Origin of the sequence: Alteromonas mediterranea DE, assembly GCF_000020585.3 — a bacterium.
GTDB lineage: Bacteria > Pseudomonadota > Gammaproteobacteria > Enterobacterales > Alteromonadaceae > Alteromonas > Alteromonas mediterranea.
In genome coordinates this window covers 477,063-503,320 of record NC_011138.3, presented here as the reverse complement: position 1 = coordinate 503,320, position 26,258 = coordinate 477,063, and the positions used below count along the sequence as shown (strand labels likewise).

General features: G+C 45.6%; 19 protein-coding genes. 11 read left to right on the top strand and 8 right to left on the bottom strand.

The window, feature by feature from the left end:
- Positions 1-20: 20 nt before the first annotated feature.
- Entirely contained in the window at positions 21-359 is a 339-nt protein-coding gene (gene glnK / locus MADE_RS02280; protein WP_012516988.1) for a P-II family nitrogen regulator, read from the bottom strand.
- Positions 360-641: 282 nt separating this feature from the next.
- Between glnK and MADE_RS02275 the strand changes: the two genes are divergently transcribed.
- Positions 642-1,457, top strand: coding sequence for a hypothetical protein (locus MADE_RS02275; protein WP_012516987.1), 816 nt, complete (start codon positions 642-644; stop codon positions 1,455-1,457).
- A 48-nt stretch (positions 1,458-1,505) separates the two neighbouring features.
- Here MADE_RS02275 and MADE_RS02270 read toward each other — a convergent pair whose 3' ends face one another.
- On the bottom strand, positions 1,506-2,225 hold the full coding sequence (locus tag MADE_RS02270) for an AraC family transcriptional regulator (protein ID WP_012516986.1): 720 nt from the start codon (positions 2,223-2,225) through the stop codon (positions 1,506-1,508).
- Between the two features lie 374 nt (positions 2,226-2,599).
- Here MADE_RS02270 and MADE_RS02265 point away from each other — a divergent pair, with 374 nt between their 5' ends.
- Both MADE_RS02265 and MADE_RS02260 read left to right on the top strand, forming a co-directional pair.
- The gene (locus MADE_RS02265) at positions 2,600-3,529 is read left to right on the top strand and encodes a DUF808 domain-containing protein (RefSeq protein WP_012516985.1); all 930 of its coding nucleotides are present in this window, start codon (positions 2,600-2,602) and stop codon (positions 3,527-3,529) included.
- A gap of 424 nt (positions 3,530-3,953) precedes the next feature.
- Positions 3,954-4,238 carry a hypothetical protein gene (locus MADE_RS02260; RefSeq protein WP_012516984.1) on the top strand — a complete coding sequence of 95 codons (285 nt, stop codon included), beginning with the start codon at positions 3,954-3,956 and terminating at the stop codon, positions 4,236-4,238.
- Between the two features lie 267 nt (positions 4,239-4,505).
- On the opposite strand, the gene mrcB is transcribed toward MADE_RS02260, so the two are convergent.
- Entirely contained in the window at positions 4,506-6,866 is a 2,361-nt protein-coding gene (mrcB, locus tag MADE_RS02255) for a penicillin-binding protein 1B (RefSeq protein ID WP_012516982.1), read from the bottom strand.
- A 266-nt stretch (positions 6,867-7,132) separates the two neighbouring features.
- Between mrcB and MADE_RS02250 the strand changes: the two genes are divergently transcribed.
- Complete coding sequence (locus tag MADE_RS02250) at positions 7,133-8,398, top strand: lytic murein transglycosylase (protein WP_012516981.1); 1,266 nt, start codon at positions 7,133-7,135, stop codon at positions 8,396-8,398.
- A 107-nt stretch (positions 8,399-8,505) separates the two neighbouring features.
- Here MADE_RS02250 and hrpB read toward each other — a convergent pair whose 3' ends face one another.
- Positions 8,506-11,244, bottom strand: coding sequence for an ATP-dependent helicase HrpB (gene hrpB, locus MADE_RS02245; protein WP_012516980.1), 2,739 nt, complete (start codon positions 11,242-11,244; stop codon positions 8,506-8,508).
- Between the two features lie 189 nt (positions 11,245-11,433).
- Between hrpB and thpR the strand changes: the two genes are divergently transcribed.
- Entirely contained in the window at positions 11,434-12,087 is a 654-nt protein-coding gene (thpR, locus tag MADE_RS02240) for an RNA 2',3'-cyclic phosphodiesterase (RefSeq protein ID WP_012516979.1), read from the top strand.
- 222 nt (positions 12,088-12,309) lie between these two features.
- The gene (gene purU, locus MADE_RS02235; RefSeq protein WP_012516978.1) at positions 12,310-13,164 is read left to right on the top strand and encodes a formyltetrahydrofolate deformylase; all 855 of its coding nucleotides are present in this window, start codon (positions 12,310-12,312) and stop codon (positions 13,162-13,164) included.
- A gap of 108 nt (positions 13,165-13,272) precedes the next feature.
- On the opposite strand, the gene MADE_RS02230 is transcribed toward purU, so the two are convergent.
- On the bottom strand, positions 13,273-13,791 hold the full coding sequence (locus tag MADE_RS02230; RefSeq protein WP_012516977.1) for a YgjV family protein: 519 nt from the start codon (positions 13,789-13,791) through the stop codon (positions 13,273-13,275).
- 255 nt (positions 13,792-14,046) lie between these two features.
- Here MADE_RS02230 and MADE_RS02225 point away from each other — a divergent pair, with 255 nt between their 5' ends.
- Positions 14,047-16,236: a M3 family metallopeptidase gene (locus tag MADE_RS02225; protein WP_012516976.1), complete on the top strand. Its 2,190-nt coding sequence runs from the start codon at positions 14,047-14,049 to the stop codon at positions 16,234-16,236.
- 302 nt (positions 16,237-16,538) lie between these two features.
- Positions 16,539-18,449, top strand: coding sequence for a methyl-accepting chemotaxis protein (locus MADE_RS02220; protein WP_012516975.1), 1,911 nt, complete (start codon positions 16,539-16,541; stop codon positions 18,447-18,449).
- Between the two features lie 98 nt (positions 18,450-18,547).
- On the opposite strand, the gene MADE_RS02215 is transcribed toward MADE_RS02220, so the two are convergent.
- Both MADE_RS02215 and MADE_RS02210 read right to left on the bottom strand, forming a co-directional pair.
- Positions 18,548-19,135 carry a hypothetical protein gene (locus MADE_RS02215; protein ID WP_012516974.1) on the bottom strand — a complete coding sequence of 196 codons (588 nt, stop codon included), beginning with the start codon at positions 19,133-19,135 and terminating at the stop codon, positions 18,548-18,550.
- A gap of 191 nt (positions 19,136-19,326) precedes the next feature.
- Complete coding sequence (locus MADE_RS02210; protein ID WP_012516973.1) at positions 19,327-20,178, bottom strand: hypothetical protein; 852 nt, start codon at positions 20,176-20,178, stop codon at positions 19,327-19,329.
- A gap of 291 nt (positions 20,179-20,469) precedes the next feature.
- On the opposite strand from MADE_RS02210, the gene MADE_RS02205 reads away from it, so the two are divergent.
- Entirely contained in the window at positions 20,470-22,284 is a 1,815-nt protein-coding gene (locus MADE_RS02205; RefSeq protein WP_012516972.1) for a cation:proton antiporter, read from the top strand.
- 279 nt (positions 22,285-22,563) lie between these two features.
- On the opposite strand, the gene MADE_RS02200 is transcribed toward MADE_RS02205, so the two are convergent.
- Entirely contained in the window at positions 22,564-23,874 is a 1,311-nt protein-coding gene (locus MADE_RS02200; RefSeq protein WP_012516971.1) for a 3-deoxy-D-manno-octulosonic acid transferase, read from the bottom strand.
- 129 nt (positions 23,875-24,003) lie between these two features.
- Between MADE_RS02200 and MADE_RS02195 the strand changes: the two genes are divergently transcribed.
- Together MADE_RS02195 and MADE_RS02190 are read left to right on the top strand one after the other, a co-directional pair.
- Positions 24,004-25,083 (top strand): glycosyltransferase family 9 protein, encoded by a 1,080-nt coding sequence (locus MADE_RS02195; protein WP_012516970.1) that lies wholly within the window; start codon positions 24,004-24,006, stop codon positions 25,081-25,083.
- 16 nt (positions 25,084-25,099) lie between these two features.
- Positions 25,100-26,203, top strand: a complete 1,104-nt coding sequence (locus MADE_RS02190; RefSeq protein WP_012516969.1) for a glycosyltransferase family 4 protein — start codon at positions 25,100-25,102, stop codon at positions 26,201-26,203.
- Positions 26,204-26,258 lie beyond the last annotated feature (55 nt).

Genomic DNA, 26,258 nt, shown 5'->3' with positions numbered 1-26,258 from the left:
CGCAAATATATCGTTGTGGCTTACAGCGCGTCGCTATCCGACTCACCAGTTCGAATACGAACGGCGTGTTCAAGGTCATAAACAAACACCTTGCCGTCTCCAATTTTGCCTGTTTTGGCAGCGCCAACGATGGCTTCTACCAGGCGCTCTACTTGATCATCCTGAACAGCAATTTCCAGTTTGACTTTAGGTAGAAAATCCACCTGATATTCCGCTCCGCGGTAAAGCTCAGTGTGTCCTTTTTGACGTCCAAAGCCTTTCACTTCGGTCACGGTCAAGCCGTCGATACCGATTTCTGAAATGGCTTCACGAACATCATCTAGCTTGAACGGCTTGATGATCGCTGTGACTAGTTTCATGAGTTGCTCCCAGTTTGTTTTGGTTATTCTGTGTTAATGGTCGAATATCTAACTACCCGAAGATAAACCAAGAGCCATGCCACAAATATTTACCATTTAAAATCAGCTAGATAGGCAATTCACACATACGCTTGCACAAAAATAATGCACAACAATGGTGCATGTTGAAAAAAATGCCCAGTTTTGAAGCGATACGAGGCAATATTGAGGTGAGCCGACTAAAAAGTACGATGAATTTAGGATGGAACTATTCGATTAAGCCTGTGGTCTGTTAATAATATTATGACCACTATCACTCCCGCATTTTCAGCGCCTGAGCGCTATATACAACATCATACCGTTGCTAAGAAAACGGCATGGCGCCCGTTATTGATTTCAGGTTTAGTACACGTGATTGGGGTTATCTTGGTCGTCATACTTTCTCAGCTGAGCATTGATACTCAAAAAAAACGCGCCACTATGTCTAAGCAAACGGCCGAGATAAACGCCAAACTGTATTACCCGCCCGCCCCGAAACCCCAGTCTCTCCCCCAACAAAGCAAACCGGTAGAGGCTTCCCGAAACACGCCAGAAACCAGGTTAAAACCTGTCATTTCAAAGCCTACAGAAGCAGTTGATACTAAAGCTAAAATTACAGAGCGCCCCGCCCCTCAACAGAAAGAGAATACAAAGGCAAAACCGCAAAAAGCCCCCGTCGACATTAAGCCCACTAACACACCGGCAACGCCCATACCTACGCTTTCACAGGATGCAAATCGGCGCGCTGGCTCGCTAAATCTATCGGTAAAAGACGGTTCGGCCCTTTATTTTGAAAAGTATCACAGGGACAAAGTCGCTGAAGATGCTGAACAGGCAGCAAGCGCATTTCAAGAGCGCAAAAACAGCCCGAAACTCGGCGGACCAAGCACACAGCAAATACAAGCCGCCGAAAATAAACGCCCGACTAAACGCGTGAATTGTAGTAGTAACACTAACAAAACGCTGGCGATTTTAAGCGGAATTACCGGTGGCACCTTAGAATGCACCAAAATGGACGATCACAAGCGTTTTATTGACGCTAGAGTCAATAAACTCCCGAAAGACGAAAAGCGAAATTAGCTGTCGCGATCTGCCATACCCAAATAAACAGCAATAGCCCAAGCGCCGCTACTTTCTCTTAAAAAACTTAGGTGGTTGCCCGAAATATGCTTTGAACCGTCGACTGAATGCTGCAACATCTTCATACCCTGTTAGCTGAGCTATACCCAACATGGGCGTATCGGTATTTCTCAGTAACGCTTTGGCCTTTTCCATTCTCGCTTTCACCAGGTAGTCTCGCAAACTAAGTCCGGTAGCTTCTTTGAAACGCGTTTTAAACTGCGTTGTTCCCATACAAGCTATCTGCGCTAACTTCACTTGCGTAAAGCCTCGGGCAAGATCGCGATGAATATGACTTAATACGGGAGTGATACGCTTATCCATGCTACATCCTTTCAAGGATGTCTCTAACAAGGTTAAAAACAGCGCCAAAATCTCTTCATGTCCATGGTCTGCAAACTGACTAATTTGAATTTCTACGAATGACAAAAACGCTTGCAATGCTGACGATACTTGGAAAATAGGGTGTAGCCTGTCATTTAAACTAACGGGCACATATTCCAAGTCTGCCACAATGAATTTTGATAATTCATTAGCACTAAAATAATGAACCTCGTTAGGCGCAATACATACGCCCTCGCCGACGCCTACTCGCCCACGAAAAACATCGATTTCTATCAAGATATGCCCATTAATGGGCAGCACCAGTTGAAAATAGTTATGTTTGTGGCGACACGTTTGTTTGGTATATGAGCGTACAGATAACGATGGCACTGGGCTGTCAGTCATTTAGTTGCCCCCTGTACACGGTCCTGATTTTGTTACTTGGCTCCCCGTTTATTTGCATCTATTTCCCTTGCGGTTTCCTTAATGCTCTTTGCCGTTAGATTAAGCACTTTTATTCATTTTGTCATGATCGCTACCCTTTCGTTGATCACCCAGAACTAGTAAACAGTATTTGGGGTAATTAAGGTCAACATGAGAAGAGCACGACGATGCTCTTCTCAACTCACGCTTTCTATGTGCACGAAGCCTCGGTAACCTTATCAAAAATGGCTATCTAACGGCCTTTATCTTCGTTGTATATTACCTTTGTTTTGAGTAGGCTAAACTGCAATTCAGTAGTTATTTCTCTAATAAATATATAATAAAGGATATTCAACGTGGCAGCAGCTAACTTACTTGCCCTACTTGATGATATAGCAACATTGATGGACGACATTGCAACCATGTCGAAAGTCGCTGCGCAAAAAACAGCGGGGGTTTTGGGTGACGATTTAGCGGTGAACGCCGATCAAGTCCAAGGCGTTAAAGCAGAAAGAGAATTGCCTGTTGTGTGGGCCGTAGCAAAGGGCTCGCTTATCAATAAAGCTATATTGGTTCCTGCTGCGTTAGCGATAAGTGCTTTTGTCCCCTCACTTATCACTGTATTGCTCGTACTCGGCGGGCTATATTTATGTTTCGAAGGTGCTGAAAAACTTCTGCACAAATACCTGCCCCATGATGATGAAGAAATAACACGAGAAGCCAGAATAGACGCATTGACCCATGAAAATGTCGACATGGTCGCGTTTGAAAAAGACAAAATTAAAGGCGCCATTCGCACCGACTTTATTCTGTCGGCTGAAATTATCGTTATTGCACTTGGCACCGTGTCTGACGCCACACTGACAACACAAATTGGCGTGTTAGTGGCGTTAAGTTTAGCCATTACGTTAGGGGTTTATGGCCTGGTTGCAGCATTGGTCAAGATGGACGACGTTGGCCTTTACATGCTTCGTAAGTCGCTAACAGGTTCGATGAACACACTTCAACGGTTTGTTGGCAGAGCGCTTTTGGTTACTGCTCCTGCACTTATGAAAACGCTGGCTGTTGTGGGCACGGTTGCCATGTTTTTAGTTGGTGGAGGTATTCTTACCCATAGTATTGGCTTTTTGCACGTAATTACAGACTGGTTCGCAGGGGTTATTCCAGACGCCACACTCGTCATGTCTATACTCGCCGATGGCGCAGTGGGTGTTGTTGCAGGTGTCATTATTGCTTTGGTTGTAAGTGCAGCGTCAAAATTGAAGCGCAAAAGCACGCGTTCTTAATCATTAAACATTTGCAGTGAAACATCTGCACTATTCATTCGAGACTGAATAGTCGCGCATAAATGGGGGTTACCCAACGTTGGCCCTCCCTTATGCCTTCTATGCACAGCTATTTTTTATTGAAGCGCGTATTAGCAAACGACAACGCGCTTCACTTTTCAACAGTTAGCCATTTCAACCACATCATTTTTCAAATACACCAACTTTTAGTTTTTTTATTAAATCCATTTCCTTGCCTTTGAATACTCAAAAAAATAAAAGCAAATAAATCAGTAATTTAACTCATTTCGCTAACTTGGCACATCCCTCGCTATAAACTAATTGTTAATTGATAACGACTTATTATCGAAACCTATAGCAACATGATAGCTGCCACGCAGTATGTTCAAGTGCAGTGTCTAACTTTACATTTATGGAGATTACTATGTTTACCGCTCGCAAAACTTTCACTGCATTAACGTTGGCAACTAGCATTTTGAGTGCATCAGCATTCGCTAACGATTCACAGAACAACATTATGTCGCATACAGACTTCATGGTAGAAAGCGCCATGATGGATGTGAAGCAAAGTTTAGAGCTTGGTGTGACATTCGATGTATTAACTGCAAGCCACACCTTCGAGCCTGAAGTAGAAGAAACTAATACGCTGGTTGCCGAGATTACTGTTACGCCAATTGAGCCTGTCAGCACAGACGATAACGACGCATAAGGAGAATGCAAATGTTAACCGCCGCTACACTATTTATGGTAGTACTCGGCCCCGTTATTGCGTTTTTAGTGAGTGCACTGGTTTTTTCAACAGCACGCTTATTCCTTCAAAAAGGTCACTGAAAACGCAACAAAAACAAATAGGTACCTAACCGACTACTGCTACCCATTTTTGCCTTCCCTGGGCCTTAACTCCAGAGGGAGATAGAAAGCACGGACTGTACGCTAGCCAAGTGATTGTGTTTTCTATCTTCTTACTGGAGCTTTTTTATCCAAATATACGCTCCCACCAGCTTTTTTCTTTCTTATCGCCGTTTTCGTCTACCGGGCGACCAGCACAATCTTGCTGCGCAGGAGGCAGTACATCCAAAATAGCCGGAACACTTAAACTTCCTGCGCACCCAGCGACCACTACCGCCCCCGTCTTCGCATCGAAATGTGCAATACCTAACCCTTTAGGGAAACGTCTAGATAGAGACTTCGGTGACTGTGACTTCATATAATTTACAAACACAGGCAGCGCGCCACCTGCACCGGTTAAATTTACTGGTTGATTATCGTCATTGCCGACCCAAACGGTCACCACATTATTTCTGTCGAAACCGCTAAACCAACTATCGCGATAATCATCGGTTGTACCTGTTTTCCCTGCCATATTTACATTACCAAAGTTCCAGCCTATGCGTTTTGCTGTACCTTCTGTGGTCACCTTGTACAGGGCGTAGTTCAGTAAGTAAGTGGCGGCTTCATCCGTGCGCTGAGCAAAGAACTCGGCCTTCTTCCAAAGTAATGCATTATCTGCCGTAACCACAGAGCTCACCGTGTGAAGCGGTATGTAGCGGCCATCGTTTGATAGGGTTTGATACATTTGGTTTGTGCTAAATGGCGTTAGTTCGAAAGCGCCCAAGGTTAACGACGGTACTTTATCTACTGGCGTGGTAACCCCTAACCGCTCAATGGTATCGGCTAACGCATCTAGGCCTATCTGCATGCCTAAATTAACTGTTGGCACGTTCAAAGATTCGACTAACCCCTGAAGCAGAGGCACCTGCCCTCTGAACTCTTTATCGTAGTTTTGCGGCGACCATTCGGTGCCGTTTCTACTTTCTAGGGTAATTGGCTCGTCTTTAAGGGGTGTAGCCAAGTTAAACTGGGTAGGATCTTCTAAGGCAGTTAAGTACACAGCTGGTTTAATCAATGAGCCTATTGGCCTCTTAGCATCTAATGCTCGATTAAAACCTTTAAATGCAAAGTCTTTACCACCTACGATAGCGCGTACTTCACCGCTTGCACTGTCGGTGACTACCATGGCACCTTGCAATGGAACGCTTCTATCTTTTTGCAGGCCATTTAGGGTGCCCGATAATGCTTTTTCTGCCCGACGCTGAGCAACGATATCCAGTGTGGTAAACACTTTAACGCCCGAGTCTCTTAGGCTTGGCTCTGCTAAAATTTCATTGAGTTCTTTGCGAACCTGCTCCATGAAAGCAGGGTGTTTACCGCTTGCTAAACTCGCACCGCTGGCAAGCCCTAACGGCATGTTCACATAGCGCTCGTAGTCTTGACGGTTTATTTCATTTTCATCGAACAACATTCGAAGTACTAAATCTCGACGCTCTTTTGTGCGCTCTGCATACTTTCGTGGATTGTAATAAGATGGGCCTTTGATAATAGCAACCAGCGTGGCTATTTCGGGCGTGCTTAGCTCGTTGGCCGGACGGTCAAAGTAGAAATAGCTAGCAAGCCCAAATCCATGTACAGCCATGTCGCCGTTTTGCCCTAAAAACACCTCATTTAAATAGGCTTCGATAATCTCAGACTTGCTGTAGCGGGCGTCTATAATGACCGCCATTATGGCCTCTTTAGCCTTGCGTACAAGGGAGCGCTCGCGGGTTAAAAACATGTTTTTAACCAGCTGCTGCGTCAGCGTGCTACCACCTTGAACCGTACGACCAGCAGCAATATTCGCCATTAGGGCCCGCAATATTGAAAGTGGTGCAACACCATGGTGGTTATAAAAATTGCGATCTTCCACCAGCGTCAGCGCTTTAGGTAACATTTCAGGGATAGTATCTAACGTCACTAACATGCGGTCTTCATGAGAGCCGCTCGTCATGCGTGTTACTAGCCATGGCTCTAACTTTACAGAACCGTAGGGACGGCCTTGTGACTTATCGTATATTTCACCGATACGCGCCCCTTCCCACGTTAATACTAAGTGTCGAAGAGGCTCCGCTCCCTCGGGGAATTGAAACGCGCGGCGCTGCACAGTTAACACCTTGTTTTGATAGCTATATTCACCGCTACTGTCAGCAAAAGCCACCTTGCGATAGCCCAGCAAATTGAGTTCATCAATGACTTCTTGTGGCGTTATCTCCTCGCCTTTACTCACTTCTAAAGGACGTGCGAAAATTTGCGCAGGTACTTCCCACTTGTTACCCGAGAACGCATGTTTAATTTGTGCGTCGAGATAAAAGGCATATGCCCCTAGCACCACAAGCCCTATAAGGCATACACGCCAGAACAGTTTAAAAAACCACGAACGTTTGGTTGTACTTTTTCCCGCTGCAGTTTTTTTCGAAGCATTGCTTTTTGAAGATGAATTGTTTTTAGTCTGTCTTTTTGTCACGTGAAAACGCCATGAAGATCATTAAGATGGCATCGCAATCATTGCGATATGGACTACACCAACGCCCTTAGAACGCTGTGATTAAGTCGCTAAACATTACCATTGAGGCCGCCGCGCAACAACTGTTTCCAATTATGCACACTGCGCCTGCGGTAACCACAATGGACACTTCTACAACGTAAAACCTACAGGCAGAAAATGAATTATACTCGCGTTTCACGGTCACAATGCGATAGCATGCAAGCAAGTAACACAGGAATCGTACTATGCGCTTAGCTTCACTTCAGTTTTCTTTTTTATCGACATTTTCACTTAAAGGTGGCGTGTTTCGTACATCACTTGCGCTTCTTTTTACAGGTGCTGTTATAAGCTCAGCCTCTGCCAATGAGCACTTTTCCAGCTGTACTGCGGCCCTTGCCGACAGAGCAAAACAAGAAGGTGTCAGCCAGCAAATTATCGACGAGATATTTCCTCACCTTGTACATCAAGACCGCGTAATTGAGCTAGATAGAAGCCAGCCTGAGTTTGTACAAACCTTTCCCGGTTATTTTAGCAAGCGCGTCACTGACTGGCGTACCGAGAAAGGCAAAGCAATGTATGCCAAGCACGAAAAGCTATTGCATAAGCTAAGCGATAAATACGGCGTGCCTCCCCACTATCTTCTTGCTTTTTGGGGGCTTGAGACTAATTTCGGCTCGTACAAAGGGAAGATGCCTGTACTTGATTCACTGGCAACCTTAGCCTGTGACAAGCGCAGAAGTAAGTACTTCACCCAAGAGTTCTTGGTTGCCGTAAAGCTTATGCAGCGGGAAAAGCTTAAAAAAGACAACATGGTAGGCTCGTGGGCCGGCGCGATGGGCCATACCCAATTCATGCCTTCGGCGTATACTCATTATGCAATTGATGGCGATGGTGACGGACAAGTTAACCTGTGGGAAAGCGAAGAGGACGCTTTGTCTTCTGCGGCAAACTTCCTTGCCAGTTTAGGCTGGGAGCGCAGTTTTCGCTGGGGCCGTGAAGTTAAGCTACCAGAAGGCTTTAACTATCAGGAGTCTGGCTACAAAAACCGCAAACCTCTTAGCGAATGGCACGAGCAAGGTGTGAAAAAAGCCGATGGTTCGCCATTAGGTGAAGGCGAAACGACTGCCTATGTGATTGTACCGGCGGGTCACAATGGCCCGGCTTTTATCGCTTACAAGAACTTCCGCGTTATTATGCGTTGGAACAACTCTGAGTTTTATGCCATCGCCGTTGGCGTATTGGCTGACCGTATTGCCGGCGCATCAGGTATTAAGGCTACGCTGCCTGACCTACCCGCCTATAACCGTAAAGACATCATTGCCTTGCAAAGTAAACTTAATGACTTAGGTTTCGATGTGGGTAAGCCCGACGGCATAATTGGCCCAGCCACCCGAGAAGGAATTCGAAACTATCAAATTAGCAACAACATGATTGCAGACGGCTTTCCTGGCCTTGAAGTTATGGCAGCGCTAAATGTGGAGCTTGAGCGGGACAAAGCTTCACAGTCCTAATTTTTGATTTAGCGCGCTTTGTTAAAAGCGCGCTAGTGCGAATATATTTAATTAAAGGTCGCACTCAACACACGTTCGCTCTTACCTTTGCGTTAATGTCATAGCGCTTACATACGCTTTTTGGTTTTACTTGTAGGTACCGCGTTGGCGGGGTCATCTGGCCAATAATGCTTGGGGTAACGGCCCTTCATTTCTTTTTGTATTTCTTTGTAACTACCTTGCCAAAAAGCGCCTAAATCACTGGTAGTTTGCAGTGGCCTTCCCGCTGGCGACAACAACTCGCACACCACGGTAACGCGGCCTCCAGCTATCGTTAGCGGCCCATTTTGCGAGTACATTTCTGGCATTTTAACCGCCAGCACCACATCACCGCTTTCACGATAGTCCAGTGCGGCTTCTCGCCCCGTAGGAATAGACACGTGGGTGGGAAGATGTGTTGCTAAGGCGTCTTGCTGTGGCCAAGAAAGTCCATTGTTCAGCGCCGTTTTCCACGGCAGCTGCTGTAGCGACTTTATGTTTTTGCAGCTTTTTAGCGCTGCGCTTAAGCTCTCTTTTGCCTTGTGTACCAGCTCGCTCAACGATGCAGGCCACGCATCTGGCTTATCAAACGCTTTGTCTTGCTGTAGATTTAGCTTGCCAGCCAATGCCACTCTTCGCCACCACTGCCAGTCAGCGTCGCAAAGGGGCCACTGTGAAAGTGGCAGTGCATCTAGGTAGGCAAACCATCCTTCGGTTACCGCCCCATCCCAGTATTCATTATCGCGGATTTTCTCTTGCCCTGAGACCGGCACACTATTTAATGTGATAGCAAAAAAACCTGTGCTTCGGCGCGCTTCCATCTGACCGGTGTCGCGATTAAGCACTGCGCTTCGTTTTTCACTAAATGCTTTGGGGAAAGCTAAGCGCAAGTAACTTTCGGGCACAGCTTGCGCTAGCCGTATCACTACCGTATTTTTTATAAGTTGCCCTTCAAGTACCGCTAACCACGGCGAACTGTCATCGGCATCGCCATGATTAAATGCACTGCTATTAGAAGTAGCAAGCTCGGCGCCTTTCCCGCTGGCAAGCTTATACTCAAGCAATTGTGATGACTGTTTTACGCCTGCCGTCGCATTTTTACTACAGGCTCCGCTGCCCGAGGCATTATTGCCTGACGTCGCGCGTACACGCAAATAGCCCACCTGCAGTGGGAATGCTATAGCTATACACAAACCAAGAGCCCATTCTTCTAGCGCGTTAATATCAGCCTTAAACGATTGCTCGCGTTCTGTAGAGCTAGTTACATACCGAACGTAGCGAGAGGCTTGCTGAATCAACTGATTACGCGCGTTGCCACTGACCTGAAGCAAAGCGTCCACTACACTTGTTGCCCCACTTGCACTCATATTGCTTTCACTTAACGCCACCACAAATACTGCGGCATGTTTTAACGCGTTATTTTCTTTAGGTGAAAGGCCTTCAATACCTGACTTCACTGTTAACAGCAAATGGGCTAAATGCGGCTGACATGGCAATTGCGCTACCTGACGTCCGTAGGGCGTTATGCTCCCTTGCCCTGTTGCGTCATCAAACCCTACTGCATGTAATCGGTGGAGCTTTTGCTGTGCCGAGTTTAGTTGAGCAGGTGTGGGCTTGGTTAAAAGTGCTAATGTATCGGGCGTACTGCCCCACGCATACGTATCAAGTAGAAAGCTACTTAAATCTTCTTTTTCTATTTGCGCCGCATTGTGTTTGGCTAATCGCTCGAAGCTGCTTTTACTGCATAGCCTATAGCAGATACCCGCCATTACTCGCCCTGCTCGCCCTGCTCTTTGAGTGGCAGAAGCTTGCGAAATACGTTGCTGGGTGAGCGCAGTAATATCGCTTGAAGGGTGATATTGCGCACTGTTCTCCCACAGACTATCAATAACTACTGTCACGCCTTCAATGGTTAAACTGGTTTCAGCAATATTAGTAGAGAGGATAACTTTCCTTCGCCCGTGGGGGTCTGGGGCTATAGCGTCTTGCTGCGCAGACTTGCTTAGTGCGCCATAAAGCATGTGAATAGCAATGTCCGCACTCTCAGCTAACCCTTTTATTTCTCTGGCAACAGCATTTATGCTCCCCCGACCAGGAAGAAATACCAAGATATCGCCATCGTGTTCGCTTACTGCTTGCTTTATGATATTGCAAGTTTTCGGTACTAACTCATAAGCCTGCACATCTCGGGTGTAGCGAATATCCACGGGAAACACGCGTCCTTGTGTATTTAAGTTCACCACGGGCAGCGCGCTAAATTCATTAAGCAGTGCTTGAAGTGGCGCTATATCCAAGGTAGCCGACATCACAATTAAGCGCAGGTCGTCGCGAAGCCCAGTTTGAACCTCAAGCGCTAGCGCCAAACCAAAATCGCTGTGAATGCTGCGTTCGTGAAATTCGTCGAAGACAATAGCAGTGACATCTGCTAGCTCTGGGTCTTGCTGAATCATGCGAGTCAGCACACCTTCTGTAATAATCTCAAGGCGAGTGGCTGGCGATGTTTTTGATTCGCCTTTAATACGATACCCCACCGTTTCACCCACACTTTCGTTTAACTGCTTAGCTAAATAGTCAGCGAGGTTTCTCACCACCACGCGACGTGGCTGCATAAGCAATATTTTACCCTTAAGTGATGATTGCAGCAGTGACAAAGGAAGTACGGTAGACTTTCCCGCGCCCGGTGGCGCGCCAATAATGATATTGTTAGCGGCAACCGACTCTTTAAGCGGTGTAACAAGCTCATAAGCAGGTAAATGAGAAAACGGCTGTAACATAAAGGGAATAAAGGTGTTATAAGTTAATGGGTATAGTGTACCTGATTTGATCAATGCACCCGAACATCACGGCTATTTTTTTAAACCGGTTAAATAGCTCAACACTTGCGATGGGTTTTACACCCCGATAGTAGCGCCATGATAAGCTTATTCTAGTATGGGCGTGTAACTGCACTTTTAAGCTTGTGGGTGGTCATTTAACGTGATGAACAAAGAATAGGGCAAATCGGAAGGAGTAAAGCTATGCGAAGCTTTATTGGTTTAGATCTTAGCGCCACAGAAAAACTTGCTTTGGATAGCTGGCGTCAACAGGCATTGCCTGAAATCATGCCTCGCCAATGGGTAAAAAACGAGTCGAGCAGGTCTCGAAAGTCTGGCAACAAGCGCAACAATCACAATAGTGGACAAGGACCTTCGCTACCTTATGCCGTGCCCGCGGCAAACTTTCACATCACACTCAGCTTTTTAGGCGAGATAAATCACCGTCAGCACGAAGCGCTGGTGTATGAACTCGACCAGCTCGTTAGCGAACCATTTTCATTAACCCTAAATGCAACAGGGTTGTGGAATGGCCCCAAAATCCTATTTGCTGCGCCTACGGATACACCAAAGGCACTAAGTGAACTCGCCAAGTTATCGCGTAAAGCTGCCCGCAAAGCAGCAATAGAAGTAGAAAACAGAGAATATAAGCCTCACGTTACCGTTGTTAGAAAGGCTACATCAACTTTACCTCTGCCACTTTACAGCCCCAGTGTAGACGTTCACGTCTCGGCATTTCACCTGTTTGAGTCTGTCACTACACCTCAGGGGGTTACCTACCCTGTTCGCCAGTCTTGGCCGTTAAAACACAATATGTCGGTAAGAGAAAAGCTACGTCGGGGAATAACCGACGAGTAAGGGAAATACGACACAGTGCCTACCTTGTTAGGCCGCTATCATTTGAGGGACACCTTTCACCGCTAAGCAGGTATAGAGATTGAAAACTTGTTAAGATTTAGTGTACAAGTTTTGTAATTATGAGTTATAGCAATTTAAGCTTGTTTTAAATCGCGCTTCGCCTTTACAACGCGTAGCGTCACGGGTAAAAAGATAGCCTGTTTTTTTAATCATTCTGCCCAAATGCAACAAACATTTAGATTAGTAATAGACTGCCCAGACCAAATTGGGCTAGTGGCCAGCGTGTCACAATTTTTAGCGGACCATAACGCGACCATCGTTGAAGCGAACCACCATACCGACTTACAAACAGGTCGCTTTTTCATGCGCCATGAAATAAGCACCGACTCGCTTAAGTTAGACCACCAGAGCTTCGTAAAAGAGTTCACTCCCCTTGCGAATGAATACCAGATGAACTGGAAGCTTAGCGATTCAAATAAAAAGCAACGCGTGGCCTTGTTGGCTAGCCTTGAGTCTCACTGTTTAGTTGACTTGCTTCATCGCTGGCATACAGGCGAACTACACTGTGATATTCCCGTTATTATTGGCAACCATCCGCAAATGAAGCAGTTTGCCGACTGGTACAAAGTGCCGTTTCATTGGGTAGACTTTAAAGCACTTGGGAAAGAAGCTGCATTTGCCCAAATTTCGACCTTGCTTGAAGAATACAAGATTGATTTGACGGTACTTGCACGATTTATGCAGATTTTACCCGACAGCCTATGTCAGCAGCTGCAGGGTAAAGCGATTAATATTCACCACAGTTTCTTGCCAAGCTTTGCCGGCGCTAAACCCTATCAGCAAGCTTATGATCGCGGTGTGAAGTTGATAGGCGCAACGTGTCACTACGTCACTAAAGACTTAGATGAAGGCCCTATTATCGAGCAAAGCGTGAAGCGTATTAGCCACAGCGATAGCGCAGCTGACATGGTCCGTAAAGGCAAAGATTGTGAAGTTACCGCTTTGGCTCACGGCGTACGCTACCATTTAGAAGACCGCGTAATTATACACAGAAATAAAACCGTGGTATTCGCTTAAACGCGCAAGGCTCCTTCTTTGCAAAAACGTTTAAATTTAAGTAAAACCTGCGCCCGACAGTAAAGCCCACCGGCTGAGCTTTTACTGTCGGGCGTTTGAAATCTAGCTTTAGACAGGGCTGACCAACATAGCGCGTCTAAGTCTTAGGTAATACCACAGGTTGGATACGGCAAATAATGCTTCGGTAATAGCGAGCCCCCACGTTTCTGTGATGACACCGTAAAGTGTAAAATTCAAAGACCCCAGAATCATACAAATTCGAAGCCCCGCTTCTTTGCAGTAAAGTTCGCCAAACCGGTAAGCCATAAAAGTAAATGCTGGCATGGTTTCTATAAACGAGGCTTTACCTGTTAAGTTATTTACAGAAAGCACAATACACAACATAGTGATTAGCGTAATGTAAGTTGCGATAGGCGACAGCAGTTTTTGCTTAATCAAGCGGTAACTCGTACTCAATCCGGCAATAGTAATAACAATGGCACCGCTCCACGCTTGTTCGAACGCAAGCAGCAAACCAACCGCCACACACAGCCCCAAATTCAGCAGCAGTACTTTTCGCTCGGTATTCGACCAAAAAGAGGCCAATGCGAAGACAATCGGAAACCCGTGGAGAAGAAGCTCAAGCATGATGATCACTTAAAAAAAATAAGGGGTTAACAGGGTGCTGAGAACAGCTGCTTAAAAAACGGGCGCAGTGTAAATTCCATACAGTGAAAATCCAATCAAAAGTTATGCAATTTCGACGAATTGCATACAAGTGCGATTCGTCTCTCAAACCGCTGTACTGCAAGGAATTACGTTAAAGAGCATTTAACTTATTTTTACATTATCTTAAGATGATATGTGTCAAAAACGTATAGATAAAAACAGACAGGAAAACTCATGGGTAAATTTAAAACATCACTTACCGCGATGGCGGTTGTGATTGCGCTAGGCGCGTGTTCAGAACAAAAAGCACCAGAAACAACTGGCGCCGATACACAAACTGCCACAACATCTGAGCAAGCACAGTTTGATAACGTGCTGCTTCAAGAGTTTAAAGGCCCTTATGATGGTGTACCGGCCTTCGATAAAATGAAGCTTGAAGATTTAAAACCTGCGCTAGAAAAAGCCATGGCGTTAAATCTTGAAGAAATTGAAGCTATTGCCAATAACGAAGCCCCTCCGACATTTGAAAACGTTATTGTAGAAATGGAGCGCGCTGGCGCTGAACTTGGCCGCGTGTTTACTTATTACGGCATTTGGAGTGCCAATAAATCTAGTCCTGAATTCCGCGAAATTCAGGCAGAGATGTCACCTAAGCTTTCGGCGTTTTTCACTCAAATCACGCAAAATGAAAAGCTTTTTGAAAGGGTAAAAACCGTTTATGAGTCTGACGAACTTAAGTCTTTAACGCCCGAAGAGCAGCGCATTACGTGGATGACGTATAACAGTTTTGCACGTAATGGCGCAACCCTAGATAGCGAAGCGAAGAAGCGCTATGCAGAAATAAATGAAGAACTTGCCACGCTGCACACTAAGTTTTCAAACAATGTACTCGCTGACGAAGAAAACTATGTCACTTACATCACTGAAGATCAGCTAGACGGCTTACCGGCGTCATTTGTAAAAGCCGCCAAAGCAGCAGCCGAATCTCGTGGTGAAGAAGGCAAGTACGCTATTACCAATACCCGTTCATCAATGGACCCGTTCCTGACATATTCAACAAATCGTGAACTACGTGAAAAAGTATGGCGCACCTACTATAACCGCGGCGACAATGCTGATGACTTCGATAACAACGACATCATAAAACGCATTTTAACCTTGCGTGACGAGCGCGTTGAACTATTAGGCTACGAAAACTACGCCCAGTGGCGTTTAGAAGACCGCATGGCGAAAAACCCTGAAAACGCCATGGATCTTATGATGAAAGTTTGGCCTGCCGCCATCGCTCGTGTTGAAGAAGAAGTCGCCGACATGCAGGCCATTGCCGATGAAGAAGGCGTCGACATTACTATCGAGCCTTGGGACTACCGTTTCTATGCTGAAAAAGTTCGTCAGGCTAAATACGATTTAGACTCAAACGAAGTGAAGCAATACTTACAGCTTGATAAACTTCGCGAAGCCATGTTCTATGTAGCGGGTCGCTTGTTTAACTTCAACTTTACCCCGGTTGAAGAAGGTAAAGTAGCGGTATTCCATGAAGACGTTAAGGTATGGGAAGTTACCGACAAAGACTCCGGCGAGCACATTGGCCTTTGGTACCTTGACCCGTTCTCACGCCAAGGTAAGCGCTCTGGTGCATGGGCAACGACGTATCGTTCTTACACCACGTTCGACGGCAAAAAAACCGTACTGTCTTCAAACAACTCTAACTTTGTGAAAGGTGCAGATGGAGAAGCGACATTAATTTCGTGGGACGACGCAGAAACCTACTTCCACGAATTTGGTCACGCGCTTCACTTCTTAGCGTCTGACGTTGAATACCCATCATCACACTCTGGCGTGCGCGATTACACTGAATTCCAGTCTCAGTTGTTAGAACGCTGGCTAACTACCGATGAAGTTATCAACAACTACTTGGTTCATCATGAAACCGGTGAACCAATTCCTGCTGAACTAGTGGAAAAAATCAAGAAGGCATCAACCTTCAACGAAGGCTTCAAAACCACAGAATACATGGCCTCGGCTATTATGGATCTGAAATATCATACGACGGATCCGAGCCAGATTGACCCAGACACCTTTGAGCGCGAAGAGCTTAAAAAATTGGATATGCCTGAAGAGATTGTGATGCGTCACCGTTCACCGCATTTCGGTCACGTATTCTCTGGCGAAGGTTATGCCGCCGCTTACTATGGTTATATGTGGGCAGAAGTACTAACCGCTGATGCGGCAGAAGCCTTTATGGAAGCGCCGGGCGGTTTCTACGATAAAGAAGTGGGTGATCGCTTGGTTAAATACCTCTTTGCCGTACGCAATGCAATGGACCCAGCGGAAGCTTACCGTAAGTTCCGTGGGCGCGACGCTAAAGTTGACGCCTTGATGCGCGACCGAGGCTTTCCCATTCCTAAAGACTCAAAAGAGTAAGTAACACTACAATGACAGGCGAGCGACACAACTTGTACCGCTCGCCTTTTTTATACCCTTTTTCAAAACTGTAAATAAACACTTTCTTATTGACCTATTGGTCAATCTTACCGCACAATCCAAATTCTCGATTTCTTCGCCAAAAGTATAAACTTTTGCGCGATTAAGCCGATATGTTGTCTACGTCATCTAAAAATAACAATAATACTGACGTAAATTTCACAACATTCAGACGTTGCTGTGCCTGCAATGCCACGTCATTTAGATATTTTCCTCAGCATTAACTAACGTGGTCGAAAGTCATGACTTTCAGTATAAAACAAAAACTTATTCTATCTTTAATTGTGGCAGTTCTAGCGGCTGCTATTTTAGTTGGCTCCATCAGCCAGTATATCGCCCGAGACCTAGTAAAAGAAAACATGGAAGCCCTTCAGCTTCCTTCTTTGCTTAAACAAATTGGAAACCGTGTAGACCGTGAAGCGAGTGTAATGCTTACTGTGGCACATAGCATCGCTTCCAACCCCGATGTTTTAGCGTGGTCAAAAGCAGGAGCAGATAAAAGCGGTGAACGCAGACTCCTTAACTATTTAAACGATATTGTTGCGTTCAACGACTTAACCGTTGCGTCATTTGTAGACCGAACAACTTATAAATATTGGAACCAAGACGGCTTTTTACGAGAACTAAAAAACGACGAATTTGATGGCTGGTTCTTCGCGTATAAAAACAGCGGCGAACCTATTTCGCTGAGCTTGTACAATGAGCCCGGACAAGGCTACCGGCTTTTTGCCAACTACCAGCAAGTCGATGGCAGAGGCATGTCGGGGGTAGCGAAGTCTGTAGATGAGCTTTTAGCAATTATTAATGCAGTTAAAATTGCTCAAACTGGGTTCGTCTTTCTGGTTGATGGTAACGGCACCATTATCGCTCACCCGAATACTGACATACTAGGTAAGGCGAAGCTCGCTTCAATAAGTGAAGCAAGTACAGCAGGCAAGTTACTTAACCGCCAAGACTTTGCTATGGCCACCAGCGATCACGATGGCGATACACAGCTCTTCGCCAGTACCTTCGTAGAAAAAGCCGGATGGTACGTAGTAGCACAAGTCCCTGAGCACGAGCTGTATGCCTCATTAAATGCGGGAAGCCGCCAGATTATATTCTGGGCGTTGGCCATTGCTTGTGCCTTCGCGCTTATTGGTATCTGGCTTGCGGGCTCACTCACTAAGCCGCTGGAGTCTTTAGCCGACGTGTTTCAGCAACTTGGACGCGGTCAGGGTGACTTACGCTCTCGTATTCCTGTGCCAGAACAAAAAGAGATCGCCCGTTTAGTGGAAGGGTTTAACAACTTTATAGACCACCTTCACGGTACTATTTCTCAAGTTGCGAAAACGAGCCACGCACTTAAAGCCTCAGCACAGGATGTTGCGCAACAATCCCACCAAACTGAAAGCTCGACAAAAGGTCAGCGCGATCAGACGCTACAGGCAGCCGCCGCTCTGACTCAAATGGGCAGCACTGTGAACGAGGTCGCCCAGTCGGCGACGCTTGCCGCACAAAATGCCAATCTTGCGACCACAAACTCTGCCCACGGTAGAGAGATAACCCAACGAGCGGTGCATGCCATACAGGGGCTATCTGAGCAAATTCAAGACGTATCAGATGTCATTCAATCATTGGACGCCCACACTGCCGCCATCGGTGGAATACTTGATACGATAAGAGGCATCTCGGAGCAAACTAATCTACTCGCGCTAAACGCAGCCATTGAAGCGGCGCGAGCCGGAGATCATGGCCGTGGCTTCTCAGTGGTAGCAGATGAAGTAAGAACACTCGCCCAGCGTGCGGCTCAAGCGACCGATGAGATACAGGTCAAAATTGATAAGTTTCAGCAAGACTCTAAAACTGCGGTTTCACAGATGGAATCAAGTCGTGCGCGCACTACAGATGTCGTTACCGCCACCAACGAAATCGATAAGCTCCTACAAGATATTGCAGATGAAATTGCGCACATTAACGATGTGAACACCCAAGTGGCAACGGCTACCGAGGAACAAGCGACGGTTGTTGAAGATATCAGTCGCAATATCAATGACATTAGCGTGTCGAGTGAAGAAACACTGGATGCGACTAAAATATTGGTGAACGTTAGCGACAAACTAGACGAGTTGGCGCAAGAGCTCTCGACAGAGGTAAGCCGATTTAAGCTGTAACAGTGGTTATGTTAGAAGTCGTAGCTGCGGTGGCTATGGCTTCTGACTAAGCGCTATGGCTTTGGCCATATAGATGAAAGCCCAAGGTTGCGTGGTTATTAAAAGGTAATGGCGTATTGAACCTTAACCTGATTGTCTCTGCTTGAACGCCAAGGAAGTTGAAGCGATGCACCATCACTTTCCCAAGACTCTCTCAGTGCACCAAGGGTGAGTAAATGCTTATTTTCTTTAAAAGGAATTTCTAAATACACGCCCGCCGATGTACTAGTAGGCAGTTGTATGGTGTCTGCGACGGGAACACTCATTTCATGACGAGGACGTACTTTGTGGCTTAGCCCCACCCGATAGTCACCGCTATCCCACCAGCTTACTACTTCAAACTCGTGGCTTTTGACCCGTTGGGATAGCACACCATAATCAAGCAGCCCTTTGTTGTAGTGCACAATCGCTTCGATATTAAACATAGGAGCAATACGCTGACTAAACGCTAATTGATACTGCTTTTGCTTACAGCCTTTAAATTTAATTTTGTTTTTAGTGAGCGTTAGCGAGAATGTGTCGTCACTGTCAGAATACTTATTCAGCCACTGCTGTGCTTTTTCAACCACAGAGGCATTAACTACGCTTGCCATTGTTATGCAAGGGCAAATACACGCTATTAGCAGAGCCTGAGTAAAACGTCGCATTTTCGCTGCCTTTTTAAATGTGGTTTAGTTAACACAATTTCAGTATAGACAAGAAAATAGGAGGTTGGGTATTAGCCATATTACTAACACCCGAGAAAAAATAACGTTTATGTTGGCGTAGCCTGTTAGCTTCTCCATGCTTATCAGCGAGCTACGAACCACCTCTACTACAACAACACTTAATAAATGTATTATCTTTTTATTGAGGCGCTAGATAGCGAAGCCTTTCGGCCTTCGGTTGCTTCCTCGCTAAACCAGTAAAGGCCTTGGCTATCCACGCACACGCCTTCAACCTGTTTGTAATGTTCAAGGGGCCATACGTCGAGAAGCGTGAAGTCTTTTGACACTTGTGCCATAAACGTAGAAAAATTTCCGAAAGGATCTGATTTATACCCTGTAACGACAAAGCGCTTTTGGTGTTGGTCGAAATCTACCCCTGTAACCACGCCTGGTAAGCCCTCAATAGACGCAAAAGGGCTGATGATTTGAACGCGCTCGGCCTCATTAACCTGATAGATATGCGTTATACCTGTGCGCCAGCTTTTAGAAAACAACAATAACTTGTTATCAAACTTCACCATGGCTTCTGAGTCGAAATCATGTGCATAGGGGATATTGTTTGTGGCGTCATTTCCAGCGTATTTCAGCGTGATTGTTTCAATATTATTCACATTGGCGCGATTGACCTTGTGAATTTCTACCTGCTCCCTTTTGCCTTTATTGTTACCGACATCAGCAATGTAAAAAGCGTCGGCATCTGCCGTTATTGCTTCCCAGTCTTTGTTAGTAAGCGCCAGTGGCGTTCGCTCTACTATCTCGCCTTGGTAATTCACGCGATATATTACAGGCGCATTGCCTGAGTCGTTAAGCGAAAACATTCCGCTTTGTTCACAAAAAAGCCCTGAAGTTTCTGCCAGCTCATCGGGGAGTTCAACCACGCTTTTTATCGTTAATGGCGCTGAAGGCGCAGGATAGTTAACTGCACAGGCCGTGGTTAGCGCAAAAGCAGTGGATAGAAACACAACCTTGAGTAATAGGTTCAATGAAAGACTCCGGCTTAATATTAACTTTTAAATAATAACAAATTTACTGATTATCTCACGTATATTTCATGGTCCATTAGGACTAAATTTGGTGGAAACCGTGTTCATTTTTATTGCTAACATTGCGCTATTTAATAACTATTACTTAAAGCGCAGCATAACCTAGTATGTTGGTCTAAACTTTCACTCCATGCGTATATTGCTATACGTTGACTTGGTCTAAAGTTGCTGTATGACAAAAGCTTGGGCTGATATACGATGGAATAATATAAATACGTTAAGGAATCACTTTTGTCAGACCCACTTCTCTCTCTTGTTTCTGTAGGGTTGCTCTCTATAGCGTGTCAGTACCTGGCTTATAAAATTAGGCTTCCAGCGATATTACCGCTATTAATCGTGGGCATTGTTGTCGGCCCCGTGTTTGGCGTACTTAACGCAGACGACTTATTTGGAGACTTACTGTTTCCGGTGGTTTCGCTTTCTGTAGCTATTATTCTTTTTGAAGGCTCACTGACACTTAAGTTTAGTGATATTGCCGGCCACGGCAATATGGTAAGGAATCTGTGTTCCATTGGCGTGGTGGTAACCTGGGGCGTGGCGGCAACAGCGGCGCATTACAGCTTAGATCTTTCCTGGCAGCTCTCTTTCTTATTTGGCGCAATAGTTACTGTAACCGGCCCTACGGTTATTGTACCTATGCTAAGAACGGTGCGCCCGCAAACTAATTTAGCGAATATATTGCGCTGGGAAGGTATTGTCATAGACCCTATTGGCGCACTCCTTGCCGTACTTGTGTTCGAATTCATTGTTGCATCACAAGAAACCGCCATCACGCATACCCTCATTGCCTTCGGAAAAACCGTAGGGATCGGCTCTGTTCTTGGCCTTGCGGCAGGCTATTTGTTAGGCCTTTCTATTCGAAAGAAATGGATCCCTCACTATCTTCTCAATACCGCGGTTTTAACCATTATTTTGGGTGTGTTCGCTGCGTCTAACTATGTGGCTCATGAGTCAGGCCTGCTGGCTGTGACTATTGCCGGTATGGTACTGGCCAACATGAAAGATGTAGATGTGGAAGACATCCTTGAGTTTAAAGAAACCCTTAGCGTTTTACTGATCTCTGGGCTATTTATATTGCTAGCTACACGCCTAAACCTCGAGTCTGTAATCGATGTTGGGTGGGGCTCTATTGTTGTACTCGCAGCTATCATGTTTATCGCTAGGCCTCTATCGGTATTGGCCTCTTCTATAGGCACAGGCCTTAAATTAAATGAACTCGCTTTGCTAAGCTGGATTGCACCACGAGGCATTGTGGCGGCGGCAGTGTCGGCCTTATTCTCACTCAAACTTGAAGAAATTGGCTACGAAGGCGCCGGTATTATTGTCCCTATCGTATTTATGGTAATCATTGCTACTGTGGTGGTACAAAGCCTTACATCGCGCACTGTTGCGTCTTTACTCAAGGTAAGGGCACCTGCACCAACGGGCTATTTAATATTTGGTGGAAGCAAGTTTAACCGTGCGCTGGCCTGTGAAATGTTGAACCAAAAGCTAGATGTGACTATTGCCGACACTAACTGGGACGCAATTCGTGAAGCCCGCATGATGGACATTCCCGTTTACTTCGGCAATCCCATGTCAGATCACGCAGCACGTCACCTCGATATCAATACCTATGGCACTGTACTTATTATGTCACCCTATAAGCAGTTAAATCCGCTTATTGCTTATCACTTCGAGTACACCATGGGCAAAGATAAGGTTTGGGCGTTAACGAATAACGAACAGTCTACCCGCCCTAGCCATCAAGTTAGCGAACAGTACGCCAAGAAGCTAACCTTATTCGACGAGGGAGTGACCTACGGCTATTTAGCGTCAGCCATCGCCCGCGAGTCTCAAGTCAAGACGACCCGTTTATCTGACGAATTTACCTATGAGCAATACACTCAACAGTACGGTGAGCGGGCAACGCCTCTTGTCGCGATAAATGCGGAAGGAAAAAGCTTTACCTTTATTAATGGAAATAGCATTCAGCCAAAAGCGGGCTGGCGCGTGATAAGTTTGATTGAACCAGAAAGAGTAGAAGACAGTGGCGACTTGCCATAAGTGATAAGTAAGAAAGCCTCCTGCCCACCGGCAGGAGGCCTCTCCCTGGAAAACCGCGTAACGCAGTGCCCTTTTTAAAAGGTGCGTATTTATTTGTATTTTACTGTTGTTACGCTGTCGCGCTTTATTTAGCAAGGAATGAACCAAAACCTCAAAACGCAATAGCTACAATAACTTACATCCACTTCCGACTAAAAGATGTACGTTAAACCTCAACAAACCATCCATTATGGTGCGTGCTGCGCACTATTTGAGGGTTCATATTTCGCACAAAAACAATTAGTTAACGTATTTTCGAATGCATTGAACCGTGGACTCAAGAGCGCCACTGTTATCTTCGAGCACTTTACGACCTGCTTGCCCTGCCTTTTTTCGTTCGTTAGGTTCGCAAATCCATTTATCAACAATAGTGAACATCTCTTCCCCACTGTCGATTTTTACTAATGCGCCGCATTCTTCTAAATGGCTACATATGACTGGGTTATTGTAAGTGTTAGGCCCCATCATGATAGGAATAGAAAAGCTGGCGGGCTCTAGCGCATTGTGACCGCCCTTATCAGCGATAGAGCCTCCTACAAATGCGAAAGCGCCCACGGCGTAGGCATCGTTTAACTTGCCCATTTCATCTAACAAGATCACGTTAGTATTTTCAGGAACAGACTGCTCTTGTGAGCTTCGCACGAAAGGTAGCCCTGTCGCTTCGATAAGCTTTGCTACAGAATCGAAGCGCTCAGGATGACGAGGGACAATAATGATTTTTAGTGAAGGATTTTTACGCCACAACAGCTTAGCCGCGTTTAACACGGCCGTTTCCTCAGTGTCGTGAGTGCTTCCTGCCACTAAAATAGGGTATTCTTCCTTACTTAAACCAAGAAAGGGATGGCCTGAGGCTACCGTTGATACAACTTGATCAAACTTAATATTGTTTGTAAGCGTTAGCTTTTGTTCAGAAACCCCTAACCAAGCGTAATTGGCAAAGTCGCGCTCGCCTTGCGCGCATATATGGTAGAGCTTACCAAGCATGGGGTTAAAAAGCTTGCTGATCTTTTTATAGCGCCTAGCCGATCTATCTGTCATTCGGGCATTCACAACCATTACTGGAATATCTCGTTTCCAACAGGCATGAATTAAGTTAGGCCAAAGCTCTACCTCGGTAATCAGCACTGCTTTAGGTTTTATCCTTTTTAGCATAACGGCCATAGCCATGTGCAAATCATAAGGTAAATAAAAGTGGTGTACCGTATCACCGAATATGGCACGCACTCTGGCAGAGCCTGTTGGCGTGGTTGTAGTCACGGTTATTTGGCACTCAGGTTCGTCTTGCATTATACGTTTAATCAAGCAAGAAGCGGCAACCACTTCCCCCACAGAAACACAGTGAAATAAATAGCCATTTTCTTTAGGCGCATGTGACACAAAACCAAAGCGCTCAAACCTACGTCGGTTGTAGTTTTTATTTCTGGTGGCCCCTCTTAGCATAAGTTGTAAAAAGGCAAAGGGGATAACAAAGACTAATACAAATGAGTAAGCCCATCGGCATATGTCTTCAATAAGTGTGGGTTTGTAGCCGTTGCGCTCGGCAGCAAACATAAAATGTCCTTAATGGTAAACATCAATTCATACATCGCTGTCATTACAACGTGCGTCATTAAACTGTCGTCAAACTGTGGTGATATACGCAGTGAACTCGCTTTACTTGAATTTTGAAAGCCTATTCTAATGCCACAAGACGTACAACACATTCTTTTTATCAGGCTAAGCGCCATTGGCGATATTGTAATGGCTTCTGGATTGCCGTCTAGCATCAAGCGTACTTATTCTCTCTTAGATCAACCCATTGAGCTAACATGGTTAGTTGAGGCGCCTTATACGTCTCTAATAAGCCATCATCCTGACGTTGACCACGTTATCGCATGGCCAAAAAGTGAATGGCGCGCTTTACTCAAAGCAAAAAAATACTGGCAGCTGTACAAAGCGGTAATGTTATTTAGAAAGCAGCTAAGACAAAGAAATTTTAAGGTCGCCATAGAAGCCCAGGGGCTTTTGAAAAGTGCCTTCTTTGCATACATTAGCGGCGCGTCTGAACGAATAGGTTTTATCAGTAAGGAAAACAGTCATAAGCTGCTTAATCATGCCGTCGATAAACCTACCTCAGAGCTGATTAGCAGTGAGTACCGTCATCTGGCTAACGCTATCCACACCCATTACTTTGGCACCCAAGATACTGGTGTACCAAGATACGAACTATCGATCGCCGCGAGTAACACTGCACAGCAGTCAGCCGCCTCTAAAATCCGCGCGTTTGGCATTAAATCCGCTTTTATTGCTATCGCGCCTTTTACTACTCGCCCACAAAAACACTGGCCATCTAAACACTGGCAGGCACTCATTGAACTGTTGCGCAATTACTGCGACTTGCCCATTGTAATCTTAGGCGGGCCCCAGGATGCAGTACATGCAGAAAGCCTAGCTTTTGAATGTAACGAGGTTATTTCGCTGGCCGGAAAGGTCAGTTTAGAAGAATCTGCTAGCGTAGTGCTTATGTGCCATGCGTTTGTTGGTGTTGATACTGGCCTTACGCATTTATCAACGACTTATCAAAAGCCAACCATCGCTATATTTGGTTCCACACGCCCCTACACTGTAACAGACAGTAAACGTACTCATGTGTTGTTTGAAGATATGGCGTGTGCTCCCTGTAAGCGCAGGCCTACCTGTGATGGAAGATTCGATTGTATGTCACTGGTTACGCCAGAAAAGGTCTTAAACCGCCTTAAGCCGTATATAAACTATCAGTAAAAACAAAGGATGTTATTTGAATATTCGAGTGTTACATATTGAGCTAGGCAGGCATTTGTATGGCGGTGCGAAACAGGTAACGTATCTGGTGCACGCGTTAGATAAAGATAGCGCTTATCAGCAGCACCTTCTTTGTACTGAAGATAGCGAAATCAGCAAGGTCAGCTTTAACCGTTGTACCACCCATACAATTCGGTATCGTGGCGATACTGATTTAATGGGTTTTAAACGAATGCTCAACAAGGTAAAGCAAATCTCACCTGACATCATTCACGTTCACAGTCGTCGAGGGGCCGATATTTGGGGTGCCCTTGCCGCAAAGCTTACCGGCATTCCCGCAATATGTACTCGTCGAGTGGACAACCCTGAAAGTCGGTTTGCGTATTATAAATACCGGCAATACGATGCAGTAATCAGTATATCTGAAGGTGTACAAAAGGTTGTGGCCGTACACTGTGAGGGCGTAAAGCACCAAAGGGTTATCCATTCAGCGGTGGATAAAAATGAATATTCAAAACCACCTCACCGACAGTGGCTCAATGAAAAGTTCGATATTCCACCCGGCCATTTTGTGATTGCTAATTTTGCGCAGTATATACCACGTAAAGGTCAGGCCGACCTTATACTGGCTATGCGGGACGTAGTAAAAAAGCATAAAAACGCAACCTGCCTACTGTTTGGAAAGGGCGCACTGAAAGAAAGCTATCAATCGCTGATAGATAGGCATGAATTGCAACACAATGTGAAGCTCTGCGGTTTTACTAATGAAGTGGCGCGTATTCTTCCGAATATCGATGCGGTTGTACACCCAGCTTATGCCGAAGGGCTTGGTGTGATACTGCTACAAGCTGGTATGAGCAAATGTGCGGTTATATCTAGCCCCGTTGGCGGAATCCCTGAAATTATCAAACATAAAGAAACAGGGTTAATGGTTGCGCCAGGCGATATTGGCGGCATTGTTGAATCAATTGAATACTTGCTTAGTCACCCTGAAACACTCAAGGTATTTAGCGATGCACTACACCATCATGTTGTTAATACTTTCAGTATTGAAAGTATGACTAAGGCGTATTCAGCGCTCTATAACCACATCGTGAAAGCGCAGGTTCAAAAGCAATAGCGCGGTTAACTTCACATTACTATGTAGATTTCTTATCAATGGTAAGTACGTCATC

Bases quoted from the DNA above. Each gene is read 5' to 3' on its own strand.
- MADE_RS02275 (WP_012516987.1), top strand. From the start codon at position 642: ATGACCACTATCACTCCCGCATTTTCAGCGCCTGAGCGCTATATACAA.
- MADE_RS02195 (WP_012516970.1), top strand. From the start codon at position 24,004: ATGCCACAAGACGTACAACACATTCTTTTTATCAGGCTAAGCGCCATT.
- glnK (WP_012516988.1), bottom strand. From the start codon at position 359: ATGAAACTAGTCACAGCGATCATCAAGCCGTTCAAGCTAGATGATGTT.
- purU (WP_012516978.1), top strand. From the start codon at position 12,310: ATGCAACAAACATTTAGATTAGTAATAGACTGCCCAGACCAAATTGGG.
- thpR (WP_012516979.1), top strand. From the start codon at position 11,434: ATGCGAAGCTTTATTGGTTTAGATCTTAGCGCCACAGAAAAACTTGCT.
- MADE_RS02215 (WP_012516974.1), bottom strand. From the start codon at position 19,135: ATGCGACGTTTTACTCAGGCTCTGCTAATAGCGTGTATTTGCCCTTGC.
- MADE_RS02270 (WP_012516986.1), bottom strand. From the start codon at position 2,225: ATGACTGACAGCCCAGTGCCATCGTTATCTGTACGCTCATATACCAAA.
- MADE_RS02200 (WP_012516971.1), bottom strand. From the start codon at position 23,874: ATGTTTGCTGCCGAGCGCAACGGCTACAAACCCACACTTATTGAAGAC.
- MADE_RS02225 (WP_012516976.1), top strand. From the start codon at position 14,047: ATGGGTAAATTTAAAACATCACTTACCGCGATGGCGGTTGTGATTGCG.
- MADE_RS02220 (WP_012516975.1), top strand. From the start codon at position 16,539: ATGACTTTCAGTATAAAACAAAAACTTATTCTATCTTTAATTGTGGCA.
- MADE_RS02260 (WP_012516984.1), top strand. From the start codon at position 3,954: ATGTTTACCGCTCGCAAAACTTTCACTGCATTAACGTTGGCAACTAGC.
- MADE_RS02250 (WP_012516981.1), top strand. From the start codon at position 7,133: ATGCGCTTAGCTTCACTTCAGTTTTCTTTTTTATCGACATTTTCACTT.
- MADE_RS02230 (WP_012516977.1), bottom strand. From the start codon at position 13,791: ATGCTTGAGCTTCTTCTCCACGGGTTTCCGATTGTCTTCGCATTGGCC.